The following is a 22,657-nucleotide window of genomic DNA, read 5'->3' as shown; positions in this document are numbered from 1 at the left end:
CGGCGCCGGTCCCCACCGAGGTCGCCGAGGCCGCCGCGGGCACCGGGGCCGGTGGGGCCAGTGGGGCCGGTGGCGGTGGCCAGGGCGCGGTCCCCCACCTGGCCGATGCGCTCACCGTCCTCGCGCACGGGATCGGCTCCCAGCACGATCTGCCCATCTCCCCCTTCTATGCGTTCGCCGGTGCCTTCGCCGCCCTGTTCGTCTCCTTTCTCGCGCTCGGCCTGCTCTGGTCGTCCTCGCGGTTCCGCGGCGACCGCTCGGGCCGCCCCCTGCCCGCCGTCATCCAGCGGGCGGCCGACGCGCCGGCCACCCGCACCGCCCTGCGCGGGCTGGGCCTGGCCGCCGCGCTCGCCGTCCTCCTCCACCTCCTCCTCGGTCCCGACGACCCCGCACACAACCCCGCTCCCGGCGCCGTCTACGTCCTCCTCTGGGTCGGACTCGTCCCCGCCTCCCTTCTGCTCGGCCCCGTCTGGCGCCTGCTCAACCCGCTCCGGACACTGCACCGCCTCTTGTCCCGCCTGCTGCACCGGCTGCCGGCCCGCCGCCGGCCCGCCGCTGCGCGCCCCCTTCCCGCCCGGCTCGGACAGTGGCCTGCCGCCGCCGGGCTGTTCGCCTTCACCTGGCTGGAGCTCGTCGCCCCCGATCCCGCATCCACCACCACCCTCCTGACCGCCCTCACCCTCTACACCGCCGCCCACCTCGCCCTCGCCGCCCGCTTCGGCGAGCGCTGGTTCGCCGAAGCGGACGCCTTCGAGGCGTATTCCGCCCTCTTCGCCCGGCTCTCCCCCCTCGGCCGCCGAAGCGACGGCCGGCTCGTCCTCCGTAACCCCTTCGACGGACTGGACGCGACGCCCGAGCGGCCCGGACTCGTCGCCACCGTCTGCGTCCTGCTCGGCTCCACCGCCTACGACGGCTACTCCGACAACCCGTCGTGGATCAACACCATCCAGACCTCCCCCCTCGGCCGCACCCCCACGGCCACGCTCGGACTCCTCGGCTCCATCGCCCTCGTCGCCACCCTGTACTGCCTGTGCGCGGCGGCCACCCGCCTCGCCTGCGGCCCGCACCCCGGCCCGCTGACCGCCTTCGCGCACTCACTCGTGCCGATCGCGCTCGGCTATCTCACCGCCCATTACTTCTCCCTCCTCGTCACCGAAGGACCACGCACAGTCATCATGGCAGTGGGCACTGACAACGCCTCAAAATCCTTGCCACCACTGGGTCCCGGGGGTCTCGCCACCCTCCAGGTCCTCGCCGTCGTCACCGGCCATGTACTGGGCGTGATCGCGGCCCACGACCGCTGTGTACGCCTCTTCCCGCCCGCCAGGGCCGTCGCGAGCCAACTGCCCCTGCTGGCGTTGATGATCACTTACACCCTCGGCGGCATCGGCCTCCTGCTGAACTGACACCGGCTGCTGAACCAGGACGCCGGGACCGGCATGATGGACCCCGTGCCCCCCGCCCAGCCCCTGCGCCGTACGCCGATCCAGCAGCGAAGCGCCGACCGCCTCGCCCGGATCCTCGACGCCTGCGCCGAACTCCTCGACGAGACGGGCTACGAGAACCTCAGCACCCGGGCCGTCGCACTGCGCGCCGGCGTGCCGATCGGCTCCGTCTACCGCTTCTTCGGCAACAAACGGGCCATGGCCCTCGCCCTCGCCCACCGCAACCTCGACCGCTACGTCGACGGCATCACGGACCGCCTCGCCGCGCTCCCCGCCACCGACTGGCGGCCCGTCGTCGACGCGGTGCTCGACGAATACCTGGCCATGAAGCGCACCGTCCCCGGCTTCGCCTCCATCGACTTCGGCGTGCCGGCGCCGCCCCCGGAGGGTCCCGGCGCAGACCCCAACCGGCTGGTGGCCGTACGCCTCACCGAACTGCTCGGTGCCCACCTCGGGCTGACCCCCGATCCCACCCTGGAGCGCGCCGTCCTGGTCGCCGTCGAAGCCACCGACGCCCTGACGAACCTGGCCTTCCGGGCCGACCCGGCCGGCGACCCCGGCATCGTGGCCGAGACGCGGGCGATGATGCACGCCTATCTCGCCCGCGTCCTCGACTGACCGGCCACGCTCCCGGCAGGGCCACCTCCGCACACGGACGCCCGCACCCCCTCCCCTCCGTGCCTACCGGTCGGTATGCTCGGGGCGCCCGCGTGTCCGTGCCGCAGCCTGCCGCCCTGGAGGGCCCATGCCCCGCACCGCCCTGCGCATCTGCCCCCTCTGTGAAGCCACCTGCGGCCTCACCCTCACCATCGAGGGCACGGCCGTCACCGGCGCCCGCGGCGACCGGCAGGACGTGTTCAGCCGCGGCTTCATCTGCCCCAAGGGAGCCGCCTTCGGGGCGCTCGACGCCGACCCCGACCGGCTACGCACCCCCCTCGTCCGCCGGGACGGCGAGCTGCGCAAAGCCACCTGGGAGGAGGCCTACGAGGCCATCGCCACCGCCGTGCCCGCCCTCGTGCAGGAGCACGGCAACCAGTCGGTCGGCGTCGTCCTCGGCAATCCGAACGTCCACACCATGGCCGGGGCCCTCTACCCCCCGCTGCTCCTCAAGGCCCTCGGCACCCGCAACCTCTTCACCGCGAGCACCCTCGACCAGATGCCCAAACACGTCTCCAGCGGGCTCCTGTTCGGCGACCCCTTCGCGGTCCCGGTGCCCGACCTCGACCACACCGACTTCCTGCTGCTCCTCGGCGCCAACCCGGTCGAGTCCAACGGCTCCCTGTGCACGGCCCCCGACTTCCCGGGCCGGCTCAAGGCGCTGCGGGCCCGCGGCGGCACGCTGGTCGTCGTCGATCCGCGCCGCACCCGCACCGCCCGCCTCGCCGACCGCCACCTCGCGCCGCGCCCCGGAAGCGACGCCCTGCTGCTGGCCGCCCTGGCGCACACCCTGCTCGCCGAGAAACTCGCCGCCCCCGCGCACCTGGAGGAACGGACCGAAGGACTGGAGGAACTCGGCCAGGCCCTCGCGCGTTTCACTCCCGAGGCCGTGGCACCCGCCTGCGACCTCCCGGCCGCCGAGATCCGCGCCCTCGCCCGCGACCTCGCGGCCGCGCCCACCGCCGCCGTCTACGGGCGCATCGGCAGTTGCACCGTCGAGTACGGCACCCTCGCCAGCTGGCTCGTCGACGTCCTGAACATCCTCACCGGCAACCTCGACAAGCCCGGCGGAGCCCTGTTCCCGCTGCCCGCCGCCGGTCCGCGGCCGCGCCCCGCCGGGCCCGGCAAGGGCTTCTCCCTCGGCCGCTGGCGCAGCCGGGTCGGCGGCCACCCCGAGGCCAAGGCCGAACTGCCCATCGCGGCCCTGGCCGAGGAGATCGAGACCCCGGGGGAGGGGCGGATCCGCGCCCTGATCGCGATCGCGGCCAATCCGGTGCTGTCCGCCCCCGACGGCCGGCGCCTCGACGCAGCGCTGGCCGGGCTCGACTTCATGGTCAGCGTCGACCCGTACCTCAACGAGACCTCCCGCCACGCCCACGTCGTACTGCCTCCGCCGCCGCCCTCGCAGAGCGCACACCACGATTTCGCCTTCAACGGCTTCGCCATCCGCAACCAGGCGCGCTACACCCGCGCCGCCGTGCCCCTGGACGCCGACCGGCTCGACGAGTGCGAGATCCACGCCCGGCTGCTGCTGGCCGTCTCCGGCACGCACGACGCCACCGCCGAGGCAGCCGCCGCCGTCGACGAATCGGTCATCCACGCCACCCTCGCCAAGGAGACCGCCGATCCGCACTCCCCGCTGCACGGTCAGGACCCGGCGCGCCTCGCCGGACTCCTCACCGGAGACAGCGGCCCGGAGCGGCGACTCGACCTGATGCTGCGACTCGGGCCGTACGGAGACCAGTTCGGCGCCGGACCGGCCCCCGAGGGCGCGGGGGCGGCGCTCAGCCTGGAGCAACTGCTCGCGCACCCGCACGGCATCGACCTGGGCCCGCTGCGGCCCCGGCTCCCGGGCGTGCTGAGGACGCGCAGCGGCAGGATCGAACTGCTGCCGGACCCGATCGCGGCCGAGCTGCCCAGGCTGCGCGCGGCGCTCGCCGAACGCCCCGCCTCGCTGGTGCTCGTGGGCCGCCGCCACCTGCGGTCCAACAACAGCTGGTTGCACAACGTCCCGGCCCTCACCGGAGGTTCCAACCGCTGCACCCTCCAGGTCCATCCCGAGGACGCGGACCGGATCGGACTCACCGAGGGGGGCCGGGCCCGGATCACCGCCGACGGCGGCAGCCTGGACGTCCCGGTCGAGGTGACCGACACCGTCCGGACGGGCGTGGTGAGCCTCCCGCACGGCTGGGGCCACGACCGCGACGGGGCCCGCCTCTCGGTGGCGTCCGCCGATCCCGGGGTCAACGTCAACCAGCTCCTCGACGGCACCCGGCTCGACCCCCTCTCGGGCACGGCGGTGCTCAACGGCTTCCCGGTGGAGCTGACGCCCCTGCCCTGAGCTGGGGTTTTGCTCGTATTGCTCACGGCTCGACGTCTTGTTGGCGCGAAGTGGAGGCACCTACGTTCCCTGCATGCTGACCTTCCTCGGCTTCGCCATGATCGCCACCTTCCTGGTGTTGATCATGATGAAGAAAATGTCGCCCATCGCGGCGCTCGTCCTGATCCCCGCGCTCTTCTGCGTCTTCGCAGGAAAGGGCGCCCACCTCGGCGACTACGTCATCGACGGGGTCGGCAAACTCGCGCCGACCGCCGCCATGCTGATGTTCGCCATCGTCTACTTCGGCGTGATGATCGACGTCGGTCTCTTCGACCCGGTCGTGCGCGGCATCCTGCGCTTCTGCAAGGCCGACCCGGTGCGGGTGGTGGTCGGTACCGCCATCCTCGCCGCCATCGTCTCCCTCGACGGCGACGGCTCGACCACCTTCATGATCACCGTCTCCGCGATGTACCCGCTCTACAAGCGGCTCGGTTTGAGCCTCGTCGTGATGACGGGAGTCGCCGCCACCGCCAACGGCGTCATGAACACCCTGCCCTGGGGCGGCCCCACGGCCCGCGCCGCCACCGCCCTCAAGCTGGACGCCGCCGACATCTTCGTCCCGATGATCCCGGCCCTGGCGGTCGGCCTGCTGTTCGTGTTCGGCCTCGCGTACCTCCTCGGCCTCAAGGAACGCCGCCGCCTCGGCACACTCGCGCTTCCGGAGCAGGCCCCGGAGCCCGCGGAGGAGCACCTCGTCGCCGCCGGTACGGGCACGCCCCCCGTCTCCGCCTCGGGAGCCGGAGCCGGGACCGCGGCCGGTTCGGGCGCCGGTACGGGCGCCGGCGCCCCTGCGGACGCGGGCGCGCACGCCGACGGTGACCCCGCACCGGCCGCCGCCTTCACGGCGCCCGCGGGGGAGGGGTTCCAGGGGCTCGACCCCCGCCGCGCCACGCTCCGGCCCCGGCTCTACTGGTTCAACGCCGCCCTCACCGTCGCCCTCCTGGCCGCGATGATCACGGAGCTGCTGCCCATCCCGGTGCTGTTCCTCCTCGGCGCCGCCCTCGCGCTCACCGTGAACTTCCCCCACATGCCCGACCAGAAGGCCCGCCTCGCCGCCCACGCCGACAACGTCCTGAACGTCGCCGGCATGGTCTTCGCCGCCGCCGTCTTCACCGGCGTCCTCGGCGGCACCGGCATGGTCAAGCACATGGCCGACTGGCTCGTCGGCGCCGTCCCCGACGGCATGGGCCCGCACATGGCCCTGGTCACCGGCCTGCTCAGCCTCCCGCTCACCTACTTCATGTCCAACGACGGCTTCTACTTCGGCGTGCTGCCCGTCCTGGCCGAGGCGGGCGCCGCGCACGGCGTCTCCCCGCTCGAAATCGCCCGCGCGTCCCTGGTCGGGCAGGCCCTGCACATGTCCAGCCCGCTGGTTCCGGCCGTCTACGTCCTCGTCGGCACGGCCAAGGTCGAGTTCGGTGACCACACCCGTTTCACCGTGAAATGGGCGGCCCTCACCTCCCTCGTCGTCCTCGGGGCAGGGATGCTTTTCGGCATCATCTGATGGCGGGGCCCCCTGGCGGGCCGAAAACTACCGACGCTAGTTTGTAGGGTGTCCACGCGAGGTCAGGTCTACGCGCTCGTGCGTGCTCGGGAGGAATGCCATGAAGGCCCACGACGGGATGTACATCGGCGGCGCATGGCGGCCCGCCGCCGGACGCGACCGGATCGAGGTCGTCAACCCGGCCGACGAGCAGGTCATCGCCGGGGTCCCGGCCGGCAGCGTCGACGACGTGGACGCGGCGGTACGCGCGGCCCGCGCGGCCCTCCCCGGCTGGGCGGCCACCGCCCCGGCCGAGCGGGCCGCCCGGATCGCCGCACTGCGCGACGTGCTGGTGGCGCGCAAGTCCGAGTTCGCGCAGACCATCACCGCGGAACTGGGCTCCCCGCTGGGCTTCTCGGAGATGGTCCACGTCGGGGCGCCGATCGCGGTGTCCTCCTCGTTCGCCGAGCTGGGCGCCACGTACGCCTTCGAGGAGCGGATCGGGAACTCCACCGTGCTCCTGGAGCCGGTCGGCGTGGTCGGGGCCATCACGCCCTGGAACTACCCGCTGCACCAGATCGTTGCCAAGGTGGCGCCCGCTCTCGCCGCCGGCTGCACCCTCGTCCTCAAGCCGGCCGAGGACACCCCGCTGACCGCACAGCTCTTCGCCGAAGCCGTGCACGAGGCGGGTATCCCGGCCGGAGTCTTCAACCTGGTGACCGGGACCGGCCCGGTCGCCGGCCAGGCACTGGCCGCGCACGAAGGGGTCGACCTCGTCTCCTTCACCGGCTCCACCGCGGTCGGCAAGCAGATCGGTGCCACGGCCGGCGCCGCCGTCAAGCGCGTCGCCCTCGAACTGGGCGGCAAATCGGCCAATGTCATCCTGCCGGGCGCCGACCTGCCCAAGGCCGTCGCCGCAGGGGTGGGCCACGTCATGAACAACTCCGGCCAGAGCTGCAACGCGCTCACCCGGATGCTCGTCCACCGCGACCAGTACGAGGAGGCCGTCGAGCTGGCGGCGGCCGCCGTCGCCAAGTACCCCTCCGGCGACCCCCGCGACCCGGGCACCCGCCTCGGCCCGGTCGTCAACGCCAAGCAGCGCGACCGCGTGCGCGGCTACATCGCCAAGGGAGTCGAGGAGGGCGCGCGGCTGGTCGCGGGTGGGGCCGACGCACCGCACGAGCGGGGGTACTTCATCGCCCCGACCGTGTTCGCCGACGTCACCCCCGACATGGCCATCGCCCAGGAGGAGATCTTCGGCCCCGTGCTGGCGATCCTCCCGTACGAGGACGAGGAGGACGCCCTGCGCATCGCCAACGGCACCGTGTACGGGCTCGGCGGCGCGGTGTGGGCGGCGGACGAGGCCACCGCCGTCGCCTTCGCCCGGCGCATGGACACCGGCCAGGTGGACATCAACGGCGGCCGCTTCAACCCGCTCGCCCCCTTCGGCGGGTACAAGCAGTCCGGGGTCGGCCGCGAACTCGGGCCGCACGGCCTCGCCGAGTACCTCCAGACCAAGTCCCTGCAGTTCTGAGTTCCGAGTTGACGGAGACGACGACCATGGTCCGCGCCGCCATTCTGCCCGCCGTCGGAGCACCGCTGGAGATACGGGACATCGTGCTGCCCGATCCCGGCCCCGGGCAGGTCCGGGTGCGGCTCGCCGCAGCCGGGGTCTGCCACTCCGACCTCTCCCTCACCGACGGCACCATGCGGGTCCCCGTCCCCGCCGTCCTCGGCCACGAGGGCGCGGGCACGGTCCTCGCCGTCGGGGAGGGCGTCACCCACGTCGCGCCCGGCGACGGCGTGGTGCTCAACTGGTCCCCGTCCTGCGGGCAGTGCCACCACTGCTCGATCGGCGAGGTCTGGCTCTGCGCGAACGCCCTCACCGGGGTCGGCGCGGTCTACGCCCACGACGCCGAGGGCACCCCCCTGCACCCTGGGCTGAACGTCGCCGCGTTCGCCGAGGAGACGGTGGTCGCAGCCAACTGTGTGCTGCCCGCGCCGGCCGGGATCCCGCTCGCCGAGGCCGCCCTGCTCGGCTGCGCGGTCCTCACCGGCTACGGCGCCGTCCACCACAGCGCCCAGGTCCGCCCCGGCGAGTCCGTCGCCGTCTTCGGGGTCGGCGGCGTGGGCCTGGCCGCCCTCCAGGCCGCGCGGATCGCCGGGGCTGGCCCGATCGTGGCCGTCGACGTCTCGCCGGCCAAGGAGGACCTGGCGCGCGCGGCCGGGGCGACCGAGTTCGTGCTCGCCTCCGACACGACCGCCCAGCAGATCCGCGCGCTCACCGGCGGCCAGGGCGCGGACGTGGCCGTCGAGTGCGTCGGCCGGGCGCAGTCCATCCGCGGAGCCTGGGACTCCACCCGGCGCGGCGGCCGTATTACGGTGGTCGGCATCGGCGGCAAGGACCAGCAGGTCGCCTTCCACGCGCTGGAGATCTTCCACTACGCCCGCACCCTCACCGGCTGCGTGTACGGCAACAGCGACCCGGCCCGGGATCTCCCGGTGCTGGCGGAGCACGTCCTGGCGGGCCGCCTGGACCTCGCCTCCCTGGTCACCGATCGCATCACGCTGGACGGCATCCCCGGCGCCTTCGAGGCCATGCTGGCAGGGAAGGGCGGCCGCTCCCTGGTCGTGTTCTGACCCGACCCGACCCGACCTGACCTGACCGACCCGACCTGACCGGGACCGGGAGCCCGCGGGCCGCCTCGACGGGGGGCCCGCGGGCTCAGGCCGTCTCCCGGCTCAGGCCGTCTCCTTCAGGGCCTCGTACTGGAGGGCCAGGCCGTCCAGCAGGGCGGCCAGGCCCGTCTCGAAGGCGCCTTCGTCCACCTCGCGCTGACGCTCGGCCAGCAGGTGGGCCTGGCCCAGGTGCGGGTAGTCCGCGGGGTCGTACGCCGCTTCGTCGTCCACGAAACCGCGGGCGAACGAGCCCACCGCCGAGCCCAGGATGAAGTACCGCATCAATGCGCCGATCCGGGTCGCCTGCGCCGGAGGCCACCCGGCCGCCGTCATCGCGCCGAACACGGCGTCGGCCAGTCTCAAACCCGCTGGCCGGCGTCCTGGACCCCGCGCCAGCACCGGCACGATGTTCGGGTGGTCGGCCAGGGCGTCCCGGTAGGAGTGCGCCCAGTCGTGCAGGGCTTCCCGCCAGTCCCGCCCGGCACCCGCCTCGAACATCGACAGGTCGACCCGCGCGCTCACCGCGTCCGCGACCGCGTCCAGGATCTCGTCCTTCGTGCGGAAGTGGTTGTAGAGGGAGGGCCCGCTGACGCCCAGTGCGGCGGCCAGCCGCCGCGTCGACACCGCCTCCAGACCCTCCGCGTCCACCAGCACGCCCGCCGCCTCGACGATGCGGTCTCTGCTCAGGAGGGGCTTGCGCGGTCTGGCCATGCGCCACATAGTAGGGCCTGGTCCCAATAAACTACCGGTGCTAGTTAAGCCCCGCGCATGCAGCGCACCGGCCGTGATCCGGACCGCGCCGTTCCGTCCCTTCCCGTCCCGTCCGGAGGTGCCCGGTGAATCTGGAGCTCAGCGAGGAGCAGACCGCCGTGCGTGGTCTGGCCCGCGCGTTCACCGACCGGGAGGTGGCCCCGTACGCCGCCGAGTGGGACCGCGCCGAGAGCGTGGACCGGGCCATCGTGAAGAAGCTCGGGGCGCTCGGCTTCCTCGGCCTGACCGTCCCCGAGGAGTACGGCGGCTCCGGTGGCGACCACCTGTCCTACGTGCTCGTCACCGAGGAGCTCGGGCGCGGCGATTCCTCCGTGCGCGGCATCGTCTCCGTCTCCCTCGGCCTGGTCGCCAAGTCCATCGCGGCCTGGGGCACCGAGGAGCAGAAGCACGCCTGGCTGCCCCGCCTCTGCTCCGGCGACGCGCTCGGCTGCTTCGGTCTCACCGAGCCCGGTACCGGCTCCGACGCCGCCGGCCTCACCACCCGCGCCGTGCGCGAGGGCGACGCGTACGTCCTCAGCGGCAGCAAGATGTTCATCACCAACGGCACCTGGGCCGACGTCGTCCTGCTCTTCGCCCGCACGGGCGAGGAGCCCGGCCACCGAGGCATCTCCGCCTTCCTCGTCCCCACCGACACACCGGGGCTCCTCCGCCGTGAGATCCACGGCAAACTGGGCCTGCGCGGCCAGGCCACCGCCGAGATCACCCTCGACGGCGTGCGCGTCCCCTCCTCCGCCCTGCTCGGCCCCGCCGGCAAGGGCTTCTCGGTGGCCATGTCCGCCCTCGCCAAGGGCCGCATGTCGGTCGCCGCCGGATGCGTCGGCATCGCGCAGGCGGCACTGGACGCGGCCGTCTCGTACGCCGCCCGGCGCGAGCAGTTCGGCAAGCCCATCGCCCACCACCAGCTGGTCCAGGAACTGATCGCCGACATCGCGGTCGACGTGGACGCGGCCCGGCTGCTGACCTGGCGCGTCGCCGACCTCATCGACCGCGGCAGGCCCTTCGCCACCGAGTCCTCCACCGCCAAGCTCTTCGCCTCGGAGGCCGCGGTGCGCGCCGCGAGCAACGCCCTGCAGGTACACGGCGGCTACGGCTACATCGACGAGTACCCCGCCGGCAAACTGCTGCGCGACGCCCGCGTCATGACCCTGTACGAGGGCACCAGCCAGATCCAGAAGCTCCTCATCGGCCGCGCCCACACAGGGGTTTCCGCCTTCTGAGTACGCACCTGAGTATCTGCGCGGATGTGGCGCCGGTCACTGCCGCCCGATGCTGGGGTCATGAACGAGACACCGGTCAAGCAGAAGAACACGGGGGCGTACTACGGCCAGGCCGTGGCCTCCTTCGCCATCGCGATCGGCGCGGTGGCCCTCGGGATCTACCGGTTGGACGCGGACGGTTGGGTCCGCGCCTTCCTCGGCATCGCCGTCCTCTACCTCACGACCTCGGCCTTCACCCTGGCCAAGGTAATCCGCGACCGTCAGGAACTCACCCAGATCGTCTCCCGCGTCGACCAGGCCCGGATGGAGAAGATCATGGCCGACTACGACCCCTTCCAGCCGAAGGTCTGACCGGAGGGGAACCCAGGTCCTCTAAGCGCTTGCTCACCCTCCGGTAAGGTGTGCATTCCTACAGGACGGAAAGGGTGAGCGAGCGATGGACACCGCGGGAGAGGCGACCGGCGGCTACCAGCCGTGGTCGGAGGTCACCCCCGACGCCGCGCGACGGCTGCTCGTCGCCGCGGTCGAGGCGTTCGCGGAGCGCGGGTACCACGCCACCACCACACGTGACATCGCAGGGCGGGCCGGTATGAGTCCCGCCGCGCTCTACATCCACTACAAGACCAAGGAAGAGCTGCTCCACCGGATCAGCCGGATCGGCCACGACAAGGCCCTCGACATCCTCGAAAGCGCAGCTTCCGGCCCCGGCAGTGCCGCCGAGCGGCTCGACGCCGCCGTACGGTCCTTCGTGCGCTGGCACGCGGCGCACCACACCACGGCTCGGGTGGTCCAGTACGAGCTCGATGCCCTCGCTCCCGAGCACCGCTTGGAAATCGTGGCGCTGCGCCGCCAGAGCGACGCCGCCGTACGCCGCATCCTCGCCGAGGGGGTCGCGGCGCGGGAGTTCGACGTGCCGGACGTCCCGGGCACCACCCTCGCCGTCCTGTCCCTGTGCATCGACGTGGCCCGCTGGTTCAGCGTCGACGGCCGGCGCACCCCCGACGAGGTCGGCGCGCTCTACGCCGACCTCGTGCTCCGCATGGTGGGCGCGCCCCCCGCAGCCGTGCCGGCCCCGGACGCCGCTCGGCAGCAGGGCCCGGCAGGCCCGCCACTCGGCAGCACGGCGCGGGAGGCCGGGGCTCAGAAGTAGTACCGGGACACCGACTCCGCCACGCACACCGGCTTCTCGCCGTCCTCGCGCTCGACCGTCACCGTGGCCGTGACCTGCACGCCGCCCCCCGCCTCGGTCACGTCCGTGATCACGGCGGTGGCCCGCAGCCGCGAGCCGACCGGCACCGGAGCCGGGAAGCGCACCTTGTTCGTCCCGTAGTTGATGCCCATCCGCATGCCCTCGACCCGCATGATCTGCGGCACCAGACTCGGCAGCAGCGAGAGCGTCAGATAGCCGTGCGCAATGGTGGAACCGAAGGGTCCGCCCGCCGCCCGCTCCGGGTCCACGTGGATCCACTGATGGTCGCCGGTCGCGTCCGCGAACAGGTCGATCCGCTTCTGGTCCACCTCCAGCCAGTCGCTGGGGCCGAGCGGGCTGCCGATCGCGGCGCGCAGCTCCTCGGCGGACGTGAAGATCCTCGGCTCGGCCATGCGTCTCCCTCTCCCTGGCGCTCCGGACGAACAAGCGCTTGCTCAGCATGCTGGGGCGCTATGCGTCTGTCAACGGATGTCGGACCGGCCGACTACCCTCGGCCTCGTGCCGCAGATTCCCGAGAACATCCACGAGCTCACCGTCGGCCAGCTGTCCGCCCGCAGTGGCGCGGCCGTCTCCGCGCTGCACTTCTACGAGGCCAAGGGCCTGATCAGCAGCCGCCGCACCTCCGGCAACCAGCGCCGCTACACCCGCGAGGCGCTGCGCCGGGTCGCCTTCGTGCGCGCCGCCCAGCGCGTCGGCATACCGCTCGCCGCCATCCGCGACGCGCTGGCCCAGCTCCCCGAGGGCCGCACCCCCAACCGCGAGGACTGGGCGCAGCTCTCCGAGGCCTGGCGCGCTGAGCTCGATCAGCGGATCAGCCAACTGATGCGGCTGCGCGACCACTTGAGCGACTGCATCGGCTGCGGCTGCCTCTCGCTGAAGAACTGCGCGCTGTCCAATCCGGACGACGTCTTCGGTGAACAGCTCACCGGCTCCCGGCTGTAGCGGGGCCGGCTCCTGCCGCCTGCGCCGCCGCCTCCCGCACGGCGGCGGCCACCAGCTCCGCATTCGACCGCGCCGGCCGCCCGTCGGGCAGGTGCAGTACGTCGCCGACCCCGATCCGCATCCCGGCACCGCGCCGGGCCGCCAGTCGCAGCACCGGCCAGGCCGCATCCTCCCGCCCGAACAGCAGCACCCGCCCCGGCACCCACCGCCCCGGCACCCACCGCCCCGGCCCCGGCCCCGCCGCCGGAGCCTCCACCACCGGCCGCACCCGCGGATCCCGCGGCGGCGGACCGGCGTCCCACCCCGCCGGAACCACCGCGTCCACCGCAACGCCCCGCTCCAGCAGGGCCCGTACGAGCTCCGTCGCCCCCGGCTCCGCCCAGTGCACCGCCGCCCGCTCCGGCAGCACCGTCCACGACCGCACCCGCGCCGCCCGCCCCGCCGGATCCGGTTCGGCCGCAATGCTCGCGCACACCGAGAGCGGTACGGGGACCCCCGCGCCCCGCAACGCCTCCAGCACCGGCCCCACCACCCGCGGCGACAGGCTCTCCCGGCCACACGGAGTCCGCGGGTGCACCAGCACCTCCCCGGCTCCCGCGGCGACCGCCCCCAGCGCCGCCTCCGCCAAGTCCCGCGGGCTCATCGGCACCGCGGCACCGTCCGCGGCGCCCCGCGCCCCGTTCAACGACACCTGGATCAGCACCGGCCGGCCCCCGGCCCGCCCGCGAGCAGCCTCACGCGGTTGCGCCCCCGAACGGCATCACGCGGCCCCCGCCGAGACCGCCGGGAAGCCGGCCGACTCCGCCAGCGCCGGCCTGGGCACGACGATCCCGCAGCCCGCGCACACCGGCCCGTCCCAGGCCCACGCCCCCTCCCACGGCCCGTGTCCCGCCCGGCGCCCCCGTCTCGGGCCCGGTACCGGGGTGCGCCAGTGCAGCTCCTGCTCCCCGCACACCGGGCAGCCCGTCCCCGGCTCGGACTCCAGAGCCGTCACCAGGCGCCGCAGCACCTCGCCCAGCGTGCCGTCAGGGCGCACGCCGGGATCCGCGCACCGCACCACCGCGTCCCCGCTGCCGCCCCAGGCCCACTCCGGCCGGCGCAGCCCGTGGTGCTTCTCGCGCCGACGCCGCTCCGCGAACTGCCGTTCGTACTCCAGCCAGACCGCCCGGGCCTCCTCCAGCTCCTCCAACGCCGCGACCAGCCGCTGCGGATCGGCCGCCCGGTCCTCGGGAGCGATCCCGTGCCGGTCGCACAGGTGCCACCACGTCGCCCGATGCCCGTACGGAGCGAACCGCTCCAGGCAGCGGCGCAGCGAATGGCGCCGCAGGGCACGGTCATTGCGTGCGTCCCGCACCTGGTAGGCCAGACTCCGAAACCCCGCCATCACACCTTCACCTCCGTCGCGCCACGCCGGCATCAGCGCGTCGTACTGGAACGAACGACGACGCACCGTGAGATGTGCCCAACATGCCCGGCCCGGTGCGGGCGCATGCGGGGGCGGTCGAGGCGTACGGGTGGCACATGGCCAAAAGTCAGCGCCCCACGCGCCCCGCGGCAACCACGACGCGGGCCAGCTCCTCGTGGCAGACGTCGCTGTGCGCCCCCGAGGGCGGACCCCCGCGCCGCACCACCGATCCGGCGTCCACGCTGACGCAACCGGCCGCCGGGAGCCCCTCGCGCAGCGCCGCGTCCAGGGTCAGGCGCGCGGCGCCCGGCACCGCCTGGACCCCGTCGTGCCCGATCGCGCCCCACCGTTCGTCGAAGCCGAGAAGTCCGGCTGAATCCCCTGCCATCCGGGAGGCCAGCGGGTAGAAGACCGCGAGCGCCGTGTCGTGCGGGGAATGGCAGGCCACCACCGGGCCGTCGACCCTGCGCTGCATCCCGCGCAGGGCGCCGCCGTTCCCGGCATGGGGGAGGCGGTCGGCGAAGGCGTAGTGCGAGAAGGCGCCTTGCAGCAGGGTCACGGACTTCACGTACCGGGAGCCGTCCGGGACCGCGCGCAGCGCGAAGGACACCACCCGCGCGCCGAAGCTGTGGCCGATCAGGTGGACCCGCAGGCCCGGCCGGCGTCCGGCCAGGTCCGCCAGCACCGGCCCGAGGCCGTGTTCGCCGACGACCCCGGCGCGGCGCTTCATCTGGTAGTACGTGGCCTGCCGCAGCAGTTCCCTGGCGCCGTTCCACAGGGACTGCGGATCGTCCGCGCCGGGGGAGGGAGCCTGCACCCCGGCGCCGTCCGCGGGACTCCCGACGGCCGCCGGTGCGCCGGCCCGGGCGAGCGCGTCGGCGAAGACCCGGCAGACCTCCAGCACGTCCCGCGTGAAGATGGCGGGCACCTCCGCCGAGGGCACCGCGCCCGCCGCCCCGTCGGCGACGGCCACCCCCGCCACCTCCCGGACCAGTGCGCCGAATTCGACCAGGGCAGCCGTCGAACGGGGCCGCTCCCGCAGCAGTCCGGCGATCCGGTCGAGCTCCTCCTCGCGCCCCGGCCAGAACGCCCCGAGCGCCCGCCGGGTCTCGGTGTCCAGCCCCGGCGCGGGCGTGTTCCCGGCCGCTTCGGCGGGCAGTTCGAAGTCCGGGATCGGCTCGTCCGAGAAGCGGATCGAGGGCCAGACGACCCCCACGTAGCCGAGCCGTGTGCCCGGCCCCACCAGCCGGGGGAAGGGGGCGTAGAAGCGGTCGAAGAGGCGGGTGGACGTGGCCCGGTCGCTGTTCCACCCGTGTGCGAAGACCAGCAGGTCGGTGGCGTCCATCGCGGCCACCGCCTCCCGCGTGGCGCGGTCGACGTCGCCCTCGGAGTCGAAGGTCAGCTCCGCGTACGGCCGGACGCCGATCCCGGCGGCGACGGCGGCGCCGGGCCCACCGCCGCCGGCTCTCCCGTTCCCGGGACCGCTCCCTCTCCCGCTCCCTGGACCGCCTCCGGCCCCGCTCCCGTCACCTGCGACCGTTCCGTCCGACATGGGGTCCCCCTCCGTGCCGCGCTTCCGGTGCCGTCCAGCATCCATCCGAGCCCGCCGTCCTGCCAGACCCGTGCGCCTACGGATACAGCAGGTACTTCTCCCGTACCGCCGCGAACCGCGCCAGCCCCGCCGCCCAGTCGGCCGCGATCTCCTGCGCCCCCGCCCCCGCGTCCACCATCCGCCGGACCCGGTCGGAGCCGGTCAGCCGGTCGATCCAGTGGTCGGCGCGCCAGGCGAAGCCGCTCCAGGTCCGCCGCGCGGTGACCAGGAGGCCGACCCCGGTCAGGACGGGATCGAAGGCCTCCCGGTCGTGCACGAGCAGCCGGACACCGCCGCACACCTTCCCGGCGTGCTTGGAGAAGGACGGCGTGAAGTACGCCTCCCGGATCCACACCCCGGGCAGCCCCAGGGCGTCGGCCGCCTCCGCCCACCGCCGGTCGATCCCCTCGGCGCCGAGCACCTCGAACGGGGTGGTCGTCCCGCGGCCCTCGGACAGGTTGGTGCCCTCGAACAGGCAGGTCCCGGCATAGGCCATGGCCGTGTCGGGGGTCGGCATGTTCGGACTCGGCGGCACCCAGGGCAGGCCCGTCGAGGCGTAGTGGCAGTCCCGGCTCCAGCCGGTCATCGCCACCGTGCGCAGCCGGACGGGCCGGGCCGCGAGGAACTCCGCGTTGAACAGCAGCGCCAGCTCGGCGGCCGTCATCCCGTGCGCGAGCGCGATCGGCTCCCTGCCGACGAAACTCGCGTACGGCCGCTCCAGCACCGGGCCGGCGGCCCGCCTGCCGCCCACCGGGTTGGGCCGGTCCAGGACCACCACTGCCTTGCCGGCCAGCGCCGCCGCCTGCATGCAGTCGTACAGGGTCCAGATGTAGGTGTAGAAGCGGGCTCCGACGTCCTGGATGTCGAAGACGACGGTGTCGACGCCGGCCGCGGTGAACACGTCCGCGAGCTGCTGTCCGCTCTTGTCGTACGTGTCGTACACCGGGAGCCCGGTCGCCGGGTCCCGGCCGGCCCCCTCGGAGCCGCCGGCCTGGGCCGTCCCGCGGAAGCCGTGCTCGGGGCCGAAGACGGCGACCAGGTCCACCCGCCGGTCCGCGTGCAGGACGTCCACCAGGTGGCGGGCGTCCGCGGTGATCCCGGTGGGGTTGGTGACCACCCCGATGCGCTGTCCCGCGAGCGGCCCGTACCCGTCCGCCGCGAGCTGCTCGAAACCGGTGCGCACCCGGCCGGAGCGCGGCGCCGCGGCCGGAGCCGCACCCGCCGGGCTGTCCGCCGTCCCCGCAATCCCTGCCGTCCCCACCAGTCCCAGCAACCCCCGTCGCGACAGACCCATCGCGCCACGCTAGCCGTCGGCCCCCTTCCACCCCGACATACCGACCGGTTAGTCTGCCCGGGATCCGCAGCAGGCCACGAAAGGTGATTCCCGTGAGCGCGTACCAGGACCAGCGAGTCGTCGTCACCGGCGCGGGAGGCGGCATCGGCGCCGCCCTCGCCCACCGTTTCGCCGCCGAGGGCGCCACGGTGGTGGTCAACGACCTCGACCCCGACAAGGCCGCGGCCGTGGCGGGCGAGATCGGGCCCCGCGCGATCCCCGTCCCCGGCGACGCGTCGGCGATCGTGGAGGAGGCCCGCGAGGCCCTCGGCGGGACGGTGGACGTCTACTGCGCCAACGCGGGTCTCGCCTCGGGCGGAGACGCGGCCGCCGAGGAGGCCGTCTGGGAAGCCGCCTGGGACGTCAACGTCATGGCACACGTCCGGGCCGCCCGGCTGCTGCTGCCGGACTGGCTGGAGCGGGAGAGCGGGCGTTTCGTGTCCACCGTCTCGGCCGCCGGGCTGCTGACCATGATCGGGGCGGCGCCGTACAGTGTCACCAAGCACGGTGCGCTCGCCTTCGCGGAGTGGCTCTCGCTGACCTACCGCCACCGCGGCGTCCAGGTCCACGCCATCTGCCCGCAGGGGGTGCGCACCGACATGCTGACGGCCGCGGGCTCGGCGGGCGAACTCGTCCTCGCACCGACCGCGATCGAGCCGGAAGCGGTTGCGGACGCACTGTTCGACGGCATGGAGAAGGGCCGGTTCTTGATCCTCCCGCACCCCGAGGTGGCGGACTACTACGCGGCCCGCGCCACCGAACCGGACCGCTGGCTGAGCAGCATGAACCACCTCCAGCAGAAATGGGAGACCAGGTGAGCGCAGCCCCCTCCCGCTACGCCGCCAAGCCGTGGCTGGAGCTCCTCAGCCCGGCCCAGCGCACGCCCGTCACCCCGCCGCCCAGCGTCCTCCACTGCTTCCGCGCGGCGGCCGCCCGGGCTCCCGGGCGCACGGCGCTGGCCTACTTCGACGGCCGGATCGGCTACGCCGAGGCCGACGCCCTGTCCGACTCCCTCGCCGGCCATCTGGCCGGGCAGGGCGTCGGCCGGGGTGACCGGGTCGCCGTCATGCTCCAGAACACCCCGCACTTCGTGCTCGCCGTCCTGGCCGCGTGGAAGGCCGGCGCGGTCGTCGTCCCGCTCAACCCGATGTACAAGGCCGGCGAGGCCGGGCACATCCTGCGCGACTCCGGCGCCGTCGCGCTCGTCTGCGACGGCCGCGCTTGGACCGCGTACCTGCGCGAGGCCGCGCGGGGGAGCGCCGTACGGACCACCCTGACCGCCCGCGCCACGGACTTCCAGACCCGCGACGACCTACGGGTCCTGCCGGCCGGGCCGGATCCCGACCCGGCCGGCACCGCAGACCTCGCCACCGTGGCCCGCCAGGGCCACCCGGCCCCGCCCGACCCCGGCCTCACCGCCGCCGACACCGCGCTCATCAGCTACACCTCCGGCACCAGCGGCACCCCCAAGGGCGCCATGAACCCGCACGGCGCGCTCACCCACAACGCGGTCCGCCAGGTCACCGCCCACCCGCTCCCCGAGGGCGCCGCCTACTTCGCCCTCGCCCCGCTCTTCCACATCACCGGCATGGTCTGCGAGCTCGCCGCCTGCTTCGCCAACGCCGGAACCCTCGTGCTCGCCCACCGCTTCGACGCCGGCGTCGTCCTCGACGCCTTCCGCGAGCACCGCCCCGCCTACGCCGTCGGCCCGGCCACCGCCTTCATGGCGCTCGCCGCGCACCCCGAGGCCACCCCCGACCACTTCACCTCGTTCCGCGTGCTCTCCTCGGGCGGGGCCCCGCTGCCGCCCGCGCTCGTCGAACGCCTCCGCGCCCGCTTCGGCTTCTACCTGCGCAACGGCTACGGCCTCACCGAGTCCACCGCCGCCTGCGCCTCCGTCCCCCCGCACCGGGAGGCGCCGGTCGACCCCGCCTCCGGCACCCTCTCGGTGGGCGTGCCCGGCGCGGACACCGTCGTCCGCATCCTCGACGAGAGCGGCGCCGAGGTGCCCTTCGGCGAGAACGGGGAGATAGCCGTCCGAGGCCCCCAGGTCGTGCCCGGCTACTGGGGACTGCCCGCCGACACCGCCAAGGCCTTCCCCGGCGGCGAACTGCGCACCGGCGACGTCGGCTTCATGGACGCGGACGGCTGGCTCTACGTCGTCGACCGCAAGAAGGACATGATCAACGCCTCCGGCTTCAAGGTGTGGCCCCGCGAGGTCGAGGACGTGCTCTACACCCACCCGGCCGTGCGCGAGGCGGCGGTGGTAGGGGTCCCGGACCCCTACCGCGGGGAGAGCGTGAAGGCGTACGTGAGCCTGCGCCCCGGCGCCCTGGCCGAGCCCGGCGAGCTGTCCGCGTACTGCGCCGACCGCCTCGCCGCGTACAAATATCCGCGGCACGTGGAGATCCTGCCTGTTCTCCCGAAGACGACGAGTGGCAAGATCCTGCGGCGGGAACTGCGCGACCGCGGCTGAAAACGACCGGTCGCGCGATCAGGAAACACGGAAGGGAAGGTCAGCGCCATGGCTGCCAGGACCACGGAGCCCGAGGGCACGCACGAGACCCCGGTGCCGCAGCGGCTGCTGGCCGTCGCCACCCGGCTCTTCGCCGAGCGCGGCTACGACCGCACCTCCGTCCAGGAGATCGTCGAGGCCGCAGGGGTCACCAAGGGCGCGCTCTACCACTACTTCGGCTCCAAGGACGACCTGCTGCACGAGGTGTACGCGCGGATGCTGCGCCTCCAGCAGCAGCGGCTCGACGCGGTCGCCGCCTCGGAGGCCCCCGTGGAGGAGCGGCTGCGCGCCGCCGCGGCCGACGTGGTGGTCACCACCATCGAGAACCTCGACGACGCGGCGATCTTCTTCCGGTCGATGCACCAGCTCAGCCCGGAGAAGTTCAAGCAGGTCCGGGCGGAGCGCCGGCGCTACCACGAACGCTTCCGGGCACTGATCGAGGAAGGCCAGCGCGCCGGCGTGTTCTCCACCGCGACGCCCGCCGACCTGGTGGTGGACTATCACTTCGGTTCCGTCCACCACCTGTCCACCTGGTACCGGGAGGACGGCCCGCTCACGCCGCAGCAGGTCGCCGACCACCTCGCCGACCTGCTGCTGCGCGCGCTGAGGCCGTAACTCCGCACGGGCCCGCCAGGGCCCGGGAGCCGGTCCCGACGGGACGGCCTACCGGTAGCGCTTCAGCTCCCGGTGCGCCAGCGAGCGCTGGTGCACCTCGTCCGGCCCGTCCGCCAGGCGCAGGGTCCGGGCCGCCGCCCACAGTTCGGCCAGCGGGAAGTCCTGGCTCACCCCGCCCGCGCCGTGCAGCTGCACCGCGTCGTCCAGGATGCGCACCACCGCCCGCGGGGTCGCGATCTTGATGGCCTGGATCTCGGTGTGGGCACCCCGGTTGCCGACCGTGTCCATCAGCCAGGCCGTCTTGAGCACCAGCAGCCGCAACTGCTCCACGGTGACCCGGGCGTCCGCGATCCAGTTCTGTACGACGCCCTGCGCGGCCAGCTCCTTGCCGAAGGCCGTACGTCCCACCGCCCGCCGGCACATCAGCTCGATGGCCCGCTCCGCCATGCCGATCAGCCGCATGCAGTGGTGGATCCGGCCCGGGCCGAGCCGGGCCTGGGCGATGGCGAAGCCCGTGCCCTCCTCGCCGATCAGGTTCGCCGCCGGGACCCGGGCCCCGTCGAAGACCACCTCGGCGTGGCCGCCGTGGTCGTGGTCCTCGTACCCGTACACGGTCATGGCCCGGCGGACCTCGACCCCCGGGGTGTCGCGCGGGACCAGGATCATCGACTGCTGGCGGCGCGGATCGGCGCCTTCCGGATCGGTCTTGCCCATCACGATGAAGATCTTGCAGTCCGGGTTCATCGCCCCGGAGATGAACCACTTGCGGCCGGTGACCACGTACCCGTCGCCGTCGCGCTCGATCCGGGTCTCGATGTTCGTCGCGTCCGAGGAGGCCACCTCCGGCTCCGTCATCGCGAACGCGGAGCGGATCTCCCCGGCCAGCAGCGGGTGCAGCCACTGCTTCTTCTGCTGCTCGTCCCCGAACTGGGCGAGCAGCTCCATGTTCCCGGTGTCCGGCGCCGCGCAGTTGGTCGCCGTCGGCGCCAGGTGCGGGCTGCGGCCGGTGATCTCGGCCAGCGGGGCGTACTGGAGGTTGGTGAGCCCGGCGCCGTACTCGGCATCCGGGAGGAAGAGGTTCCACAGGCCCTGGCGGCGCGCCTCGGCCTTCAGTTCACCGAAGACGGCCGGGGTGTCCCAGGGCGAGGCCAGCCGTGCGCGCTGCTCGGCGGCGAGGGGCTCCGCCGGGTAGACGTACTCCTCCATGAACGAGAGCAGCCGCTCGCGGAGTTCCTCGGTCCGGGCGTCGAATGCGAAGTCCATGCGGGTGTGCCTCAGCCTTCCTGGAGGGTGGTCAGACCGTGCTCGATGAAGACCGGGACCAGCTCGCCGATCCGGTCGAAGCCCGCGCCGACGGTCTGCCCGAGCGTGTAGCGGTAGTGGATGCCTTCGAGGATCACCGCGAGCTTGAACCAGGCGAAGGCGGTGTACCAGGCGATCGCCCCCGTGTCCCGGCCCGAGCGGGCGGCGTACCGCTCGACCAGCTCGGCGGGCGCCGGGTGGCCGGGGGCGGCGCTGGTCGTGCTGACCGGTGAGTCCGTCAGCCCCAGGTCCGAGCTGTACATCACCAGCAGCCCGAGGTCGGTCAGCGGGTCGCCGAGGGTGGACATCTCCCAGTCCAGCACCGCCCGGATGGTGTCGTCAGGGCCCCCGATCAGCACGTTGTCCAGCCGGAAGTCCCCGTGCACCACGGTGGGCGCCGGCGATTCCGGCAGGGCGCGGCCGAGCGCACCGTGCAGCTCGTCGATCCCGGCGAGCTCGCGCCCCCGGGAGGCCGCGAGCTGCTTGCCCCAGCGGCGCAGCTGCCGGTCGAGGAAGCCCTCCGGCCGGCCGAAGTCGCCCAGGCCGACCGCCTGCGGGTCCACCGCGTGCAGGTCGACGAGCGTGTCCACCAGGCCGAGCACCGCCCGCCGGGTGCGGTCGGGGCCGAGCGCGGCGAGCTGGGCGGCGCTGCGGTAGGGGACGCCGTCCACGTACTCCATGACGTAGAACGGCGCCCCGAGCACCGCCTCGTCCTCGCACAGCAGCACCGGCTCGGGGACCGGCACGGCCGTACCGTGCAGCGCCTCGATGACCCGGTGCTCGCGCCGCATGTCGTGGGCGGTGGCCAGGACGTGGCCGAGCGGCGGGCGGCGCACCACCCAGCGGGCGGACCCGTCGGTGATCTCGTACGTGAGGTTCGACCGGCCGCCCTCGATCAGCCGGCCGCTCAGCGCCCCGGCCACGAGGCCGGGCCGCTCGCGGTCGAGATGGCCGCGCAGCCGCTCCAGGTCGAGGCCCCGGGGGTCGGCTGAAGCTGACGCTGAGGTCATGGTGCGCTCCTCCGTGCGGAGTGGGTGTGGGTGTGGGTGTGGGGTTGTGGTGTTTTGTGGTGGGTGCGGGTCAGTGGTGGGGGGGGTCAGTGGTGGTGGCGG

Annotated in this window: 21 protein-coding genes; 13 read left to right on the top strand and 8 right to left on the bottom strand. The window is 73.6% G+C overall.

Annotation, left to right across the window (positions count from 1 at the left end):
- Window positions 1–98 precede the first annotated feature (98 nt).
- From ABZ128_RS19375 to ABZ128_RS19350, 6 genes are all read left to right on the top strand, one after another.
- Complete coding sequence (locus tag ABZ128_RS19375; protein ID WP_356849809.1) at window positions 99–1,406, top strand: hypothetical protein; 1,308 nt, start codon at window positions 99–101, stop codon at window positions 1,404–1,406.
- Window positions 1,407–1,442: 36 nt separating this feature from the next.
- Window positions 1,443–2,063, top strand: coding sequence for a TetR/AcrR family transcriptional regulator (locus ABZ128_RS19370; RefSeq protein WP_356849808.1), 621 nt, complete (start codon window positions 1,443–1,445; stop codon window positions 2,061–2,063).
- 127 nt (window positions 2,064–2,190) lie between these two features.
- The gene (locus ABZ128_RS19365) at window positions 2,191–4,443 is read left to right on the top strand and encodes a molybdopterin-dependent oxidoreductase (protein WP_356849746.1); all 2,253 of its coding nucleotides are present in this window, start codon (window positions 2,191–2,193) and stop codon (window positions 4,441–4,443) included.
- 73 nt (window positions 4,444–4,516) lie between these two features.
- Window positions 4,517–5,986: a citrate:proton symporter gene (locus ABZ128_RS19360; protein WP_356849744.1), complete on the top strand. Its 1,470-nt coding sequence runs from the start codon at window positions 4,517–4,519 to the stop codon at window positions 5,984–5,986.
- A gap of 100 nt (window positions 5,987–6,086) precedes the next feature.
- Window positions 6,087–7,499 (top strand): aldehyde dehydrogenase family protein, encoded by a 1,413-nt coding sequence (locus ABZ128_RS19355; protein WP_356849743.1) that lies wholly within the window; start codon window positions 6,087–6,089, stop codon window positions 7,497–7,499.
- 26 nt (window positions 7,500–7,525) lie between these two features.
- Window positions 7,526–8,605, top strand: coding sequence for a Zn-dependent alcohol dehydrogenase (locus tag ABZ128_RS19350; RefSeq protein ID WP_356849806.1), 1,080 nt, complete (start codon window positions 7,526–7,528; stop codon window positions 8,603–8,605).
- A 102-nt stretch (window positions 8,606–8,707) separates the two neighbouring features.
- Here the strand turns inward: ABZ128_RS19350 and ABZ128_RS19345 are convergent, their stop codons facing one another.
- Window positions 8,708–9,355 carry a TetR/AcrR family transcriptional regulator C-terminal domain-containing protein gene (locus ABZ128_RS19345; protein ID WP_356849742.1) on the bottom strand — a complete coding sequence of 216 codons (648 nt, stop codon included), beginning with the start codon at window positions 9,353–9,355 and terminating at the stop codon, window positions 8,708–8,710.
- 125 nt (window positions 9,356–9,480) lie between these two features.
- Between ABZ128_RS19345 and ABZ128_RS19340 the strand changes: the two genes are divergently transcribed.
- From ABZ128_RS19340 to ABZ128_RS19330, 3 genes are all read left to right on the top strand, one after another.
- A complete protein-coding gene (locus ABZ128_RS19340) occupies window positions 9,481–10,632 on the top strand; it encodes an acyl-CoA dehydrogenase family protein (RefSeq protein WP_356849741.1) in 1,152 nt (383 codons plus the stop codon).
- A 60-nt stretch (window positions 10,633–10,692) separates the two neighbouring features.
- On the top strand, window positions 10,693–10,983 hold the full coding sequence (locus ABZ128_RS19335) for a YiaA/YiaB family inner membrane protein (RefSeq protein ID WP_356849740.1): 291 nt from the start codon (window positions 10,693–10,695) through the stop codon (window positions 10,981–10,983).
- A gap of 85 nt (window positions 10,984–11,068) precedes the next feature.
- Window positions 11,069–11,782: a TetR/AcrR family transcriptional regulator gene (locus tag ABZ128_RS19330; RefSeq protein ID WP_356849739.1), complete on the top strand. Its 714-nt coding sequence runs from the start codon at window positions 11,069–11,071 to the stop codon at window positions 11,780–11,782.
- Here the strand turns inward: ABZ128_RS19330 and ABZ128_RS19325 are convergent.
- On the bottom strand, window positions 11,773–12,234 hold the full coding sequence (locus tag ABZ128_RS19325) for a MaoC family dehydratase (RefSeq protein WP_356849738.1): 462 nt from the start codon (window positions 12,232–12,234) through the stop codon (window positions 11,773–11,775). The two genes, ABZ128_RS19330 and ABZ128_RS19325, sit on opposite strands and share 10 nt — an antisense overlap.
- A gap of 106 nt (window positions 12,235–12,340) precedes the next feature.
- Here ABZ128_RS19325 and soxR point away from each other — a divergent pair, with 106 nt between their 5' ends.
- Window positions 12,341–12,784, top strand: a complete 444-nt coding sequence (gene soxR / locus ABZ128_RS19320) for a redox-sensitive transcriptional activator SoxR (RefSeq protein WP_356849737.1) — start codon at window positions 12,341–12,343, stop codon at window positions 12,782–12,784.
- Here the strand turns inward: soxR and ABZ128_RS19315 are convergent.
- From ABZ128_RS19315 to ABZ128_RS19300, 4 genes are all read right to left on the bottom strand, one after another.
- On the bottom strand, window positions 12,765–13,484 hold the full coding sequence (locus tag ABZ128_RS19315) for a 3-keto-5-aminohexanoate cleavage protein (RefSeq protein WP_356849805.1): 720 nt from the start codon (window positions 13,482–13,484) through the stop codon (window positions 12,765–12,767). The two genes, soxR and ABZ128_RS19315, sit on opposite strands and share 20 nt — an antisense overlap.
- 60 nt (window positions 13,485–13,544) lie before the next feature.
- On the bottom strand, window positions 13,545–14,168 hold the full coding sequence (locus ABZ128_RS19310; protein ID WP_356849736.1) for a hypothetical protein: 624 nt from the start codon (window positions 14,166–14,168) through the stop codon (window positions 13,545–13,547).
- Between the two features lie 148 nt (window positions 14,169–14,316).
- A complete protein-coding gene (locus ABZ128_RS19305) occupies window positions 14,317–15,741 on the bottom strand; it encodes a serine-threonine protein kinase (RefSeq protein WP_356849735.1) in 1,425 nt (474 codons plus the stop codon).
- A 76-nt stretch (window positions 15,742–15,817) separates the two neighbouring features.
- Complete coding sequence (locus tag ABZ128_RS19300) at window positions 15,818–17,074, bottom strand: DUF1343 domain-containing protein (protein ID WP_356849733.1); 1,257 nt, start codon at window positions 17,072–17,074, stop codon at window positions 15,818–15,820.
- Between the two features lie 92 nt (window positions 17,075–17,166).
- Between ABZ128_RS19300 and ABZ128_RS19295 the strand changes: the two genes are divergently transcribed.
- Genes ABZ128_RS19295 through ABZ128_RS19285 form a run of 3 tightly spaced genes read left to right on the top strand, consistent with a single transcriptional unit; the run spans window position 17,167 to window position 20,243 of the window.
- The gene (locus ABZ128_RS19295) at window positions 17,167–17,931 is read left to right on the top strand and encodes an SDR family NAD(P)-dependent oxidoreductase (RefSeq protein ID WP_356849732.1); all 765 of its coding nucleotides are present in this window, start codon (window positions 17,167–17,169) and stop codon (window positions 17,929–17,931) included.
- Entirely contained in the window at window positions 17,916–19,589 is a 1,674-nt protein-coding gene (locus ABZ128_RS19290; RefSeq protein ID WP_356849731.1) for an AMP-binding protein, read from the top strand. Before ABZ128_RS19295 ends, ABZ128_RS19290 begins: the two co-directional genes overlap by 16 nt.
- Window positions 19,590–19,637: 48 nt before the next feature.
- On the top strand, window positions 19,638–20,243 hold the full coding sequence (locus ABZ128_RS19285; RefSeq protein ID WP_356849729.1) for a TetR/AcrR family transcriptional regulator: 606 nt from the start codon (window positions 19,638–19,640) through the stop codon (window positions 20,241–20,243).
- Between the two features lie 48 nt (window positions 20,244–20,291).
- On the opposite strand, the gene ABZ128_RS19280 is transcribed toward ABZ128_RS19285, so the two are convergent.
- The gene (locus tag ABZ128_RS19280) at window positions 20,292–21,506 is read right to left on the bottom strand and encodes an acyl-CoA dehydrogenase family protein (RefSeq protein WP_356849728.1); all 1,215 of its coding nucleotides are present in this window, start codon (window positions 21,504–21,506) and stop codon (window positions 20,292–20,294) included.
- Window positions 21,507–21,517: 11 nt separating this feature from the next.
- Window positions 21,518–22,555 (bottom strand): phosphotransferase family protein, encoded by a 1,038-nt coding sequence (locus ABZ128_RS19275; protein ID WP_356849726.1) that lies wholly within the window; start codon window positions 22,553–22,555, stop codon window positions 21,518–21,520.
- Window positions 22,556–22,657: the final 102 nt, after the last annotated feature.

Origin of the sequence: Streptomyces sp. NPDC006326, assembly GCF_040612915.1 — a bacterium.
Classification (GTDB): domain Bacteria; phylum Actinomycetota; class Actinomycetes; order Streptomycetales; family Streptomycetaceae; genus Streptomyces.
Note: the sequence above shows the minus strand (reverse complement) of the source record. Positions and strands in the feature narration are given on the sequence as shown.

Coding starts and splice junctions, on each gene's coding strand:
- ABZ128_RS19360 (WP_356849744.1), top strand. CDS start 4,517: ATGCTGACCTTCCTCGGCTTCGCCATGATCGCCACCTTCCTGGTGTTG.
- ABZ128_RS19300 (WP_356849733.1), bottom strand. CDS start 17,074: ATGGGTCTGTCGCGACGGGGGTTGCTGGGACTGGTGGGGACGGCAGGG.
- ABZ128_RS19370 (WP_356849808.1), top strand. CDS start 1,443: ATGGACCCCGTGCCCCCCGCCCAGCCCCTGCGCCGTACGCCGATCCAG.
- ABZ128_RS19330 (WP_356849739.1), top strand. CDS start 11,069: ATGGACACCGCGGGAGAGGCGACCGGCGGCTACCAGCCGTGGTCGGAG.
- ABZ128_RS19355 (WP_356849743.1), top strand. CDS start 6,087: ATGAAGGCCCACGACGGGATGTACATCGGCGGCGCATGGCGGCCCGCC.
- ABZ128_RS19285 (WP_356849729.1), top strand. CDS start 19,638: ATGGCTGCCAGGACCACGGAGCCCGAGGGCACGCACGAGACCCCGGTG.
- ABZ128_RS19310 (WP_356849736.1), bottom strand. CDS start 14,168: ATGGCGGGGTTTCGGAGTCTGGCCTACCAGGTGCGGGACGCACGCAAT.
- ABZ128_RS19350 (WP_356849806.1), top strand. CDS start 7,526: ATGGTCCGCGCCGCCATTCTGCCCGCCGTCGGAGCACCGCTGGAGATA.
- ABZ128_RS19280 (WP_356849728.1), bottom strand. CDS start 21,506: ATGGACTTCGCATTCGACGCCCGGACCGAGGAACTCCGCGAGCGGCTG.
- ABZ128_RS19290 (WP_356849731.1), top strand. CDS start 17,916: ATGGGAGACCAGGTGAGCGCAGCCCCCTCCCGCTACGCCGCCAAGCCG.
- ABZ128_RS19305 (WP_356849735.1), bottom strand. CDS start 15,741: ATGTCGGACGGAACGGTCGCAGGTGACGGGAGCGGGGCCGGAGGCGGT.
- ABZ128_RS19275 (WP_356849726.1), bottom strand. CDS start 22,555: ATGACCTCAGCGTCAGCTTCAGCCGACCCCCGGGGCCTCGACCTGGAG.
- ABZ128_RS19365 (WP_356849746.1), top strand. CDS start 2,191: ATGCCCCGCACCGCCCTGCGCATCTGCCCCCTCTGTGAAGCCACCTGC.
- ABZ128_RS19345 (WP_356849742.1), bottom strand. CDS start 9,355: ATGGCCAGACCGCGCAAGCCCCTCCTGAGCAGAGACCGCATCGTCGAG.
- ABZ128_RS19325 (WP_356849738.1), bottom strand. CDS start 12,234: ATGGCCGAGCCGAGGATCTTCACGTCCGCCGAGGAGCTGCGCGCCGCG.
- ABZ128_RS19335 (WP_356849740.1), top strand. CDS start 10,693: ATGAACGAGACACCGGTCAAGCAGAAGAACACGGGGGCGTACTACGGC.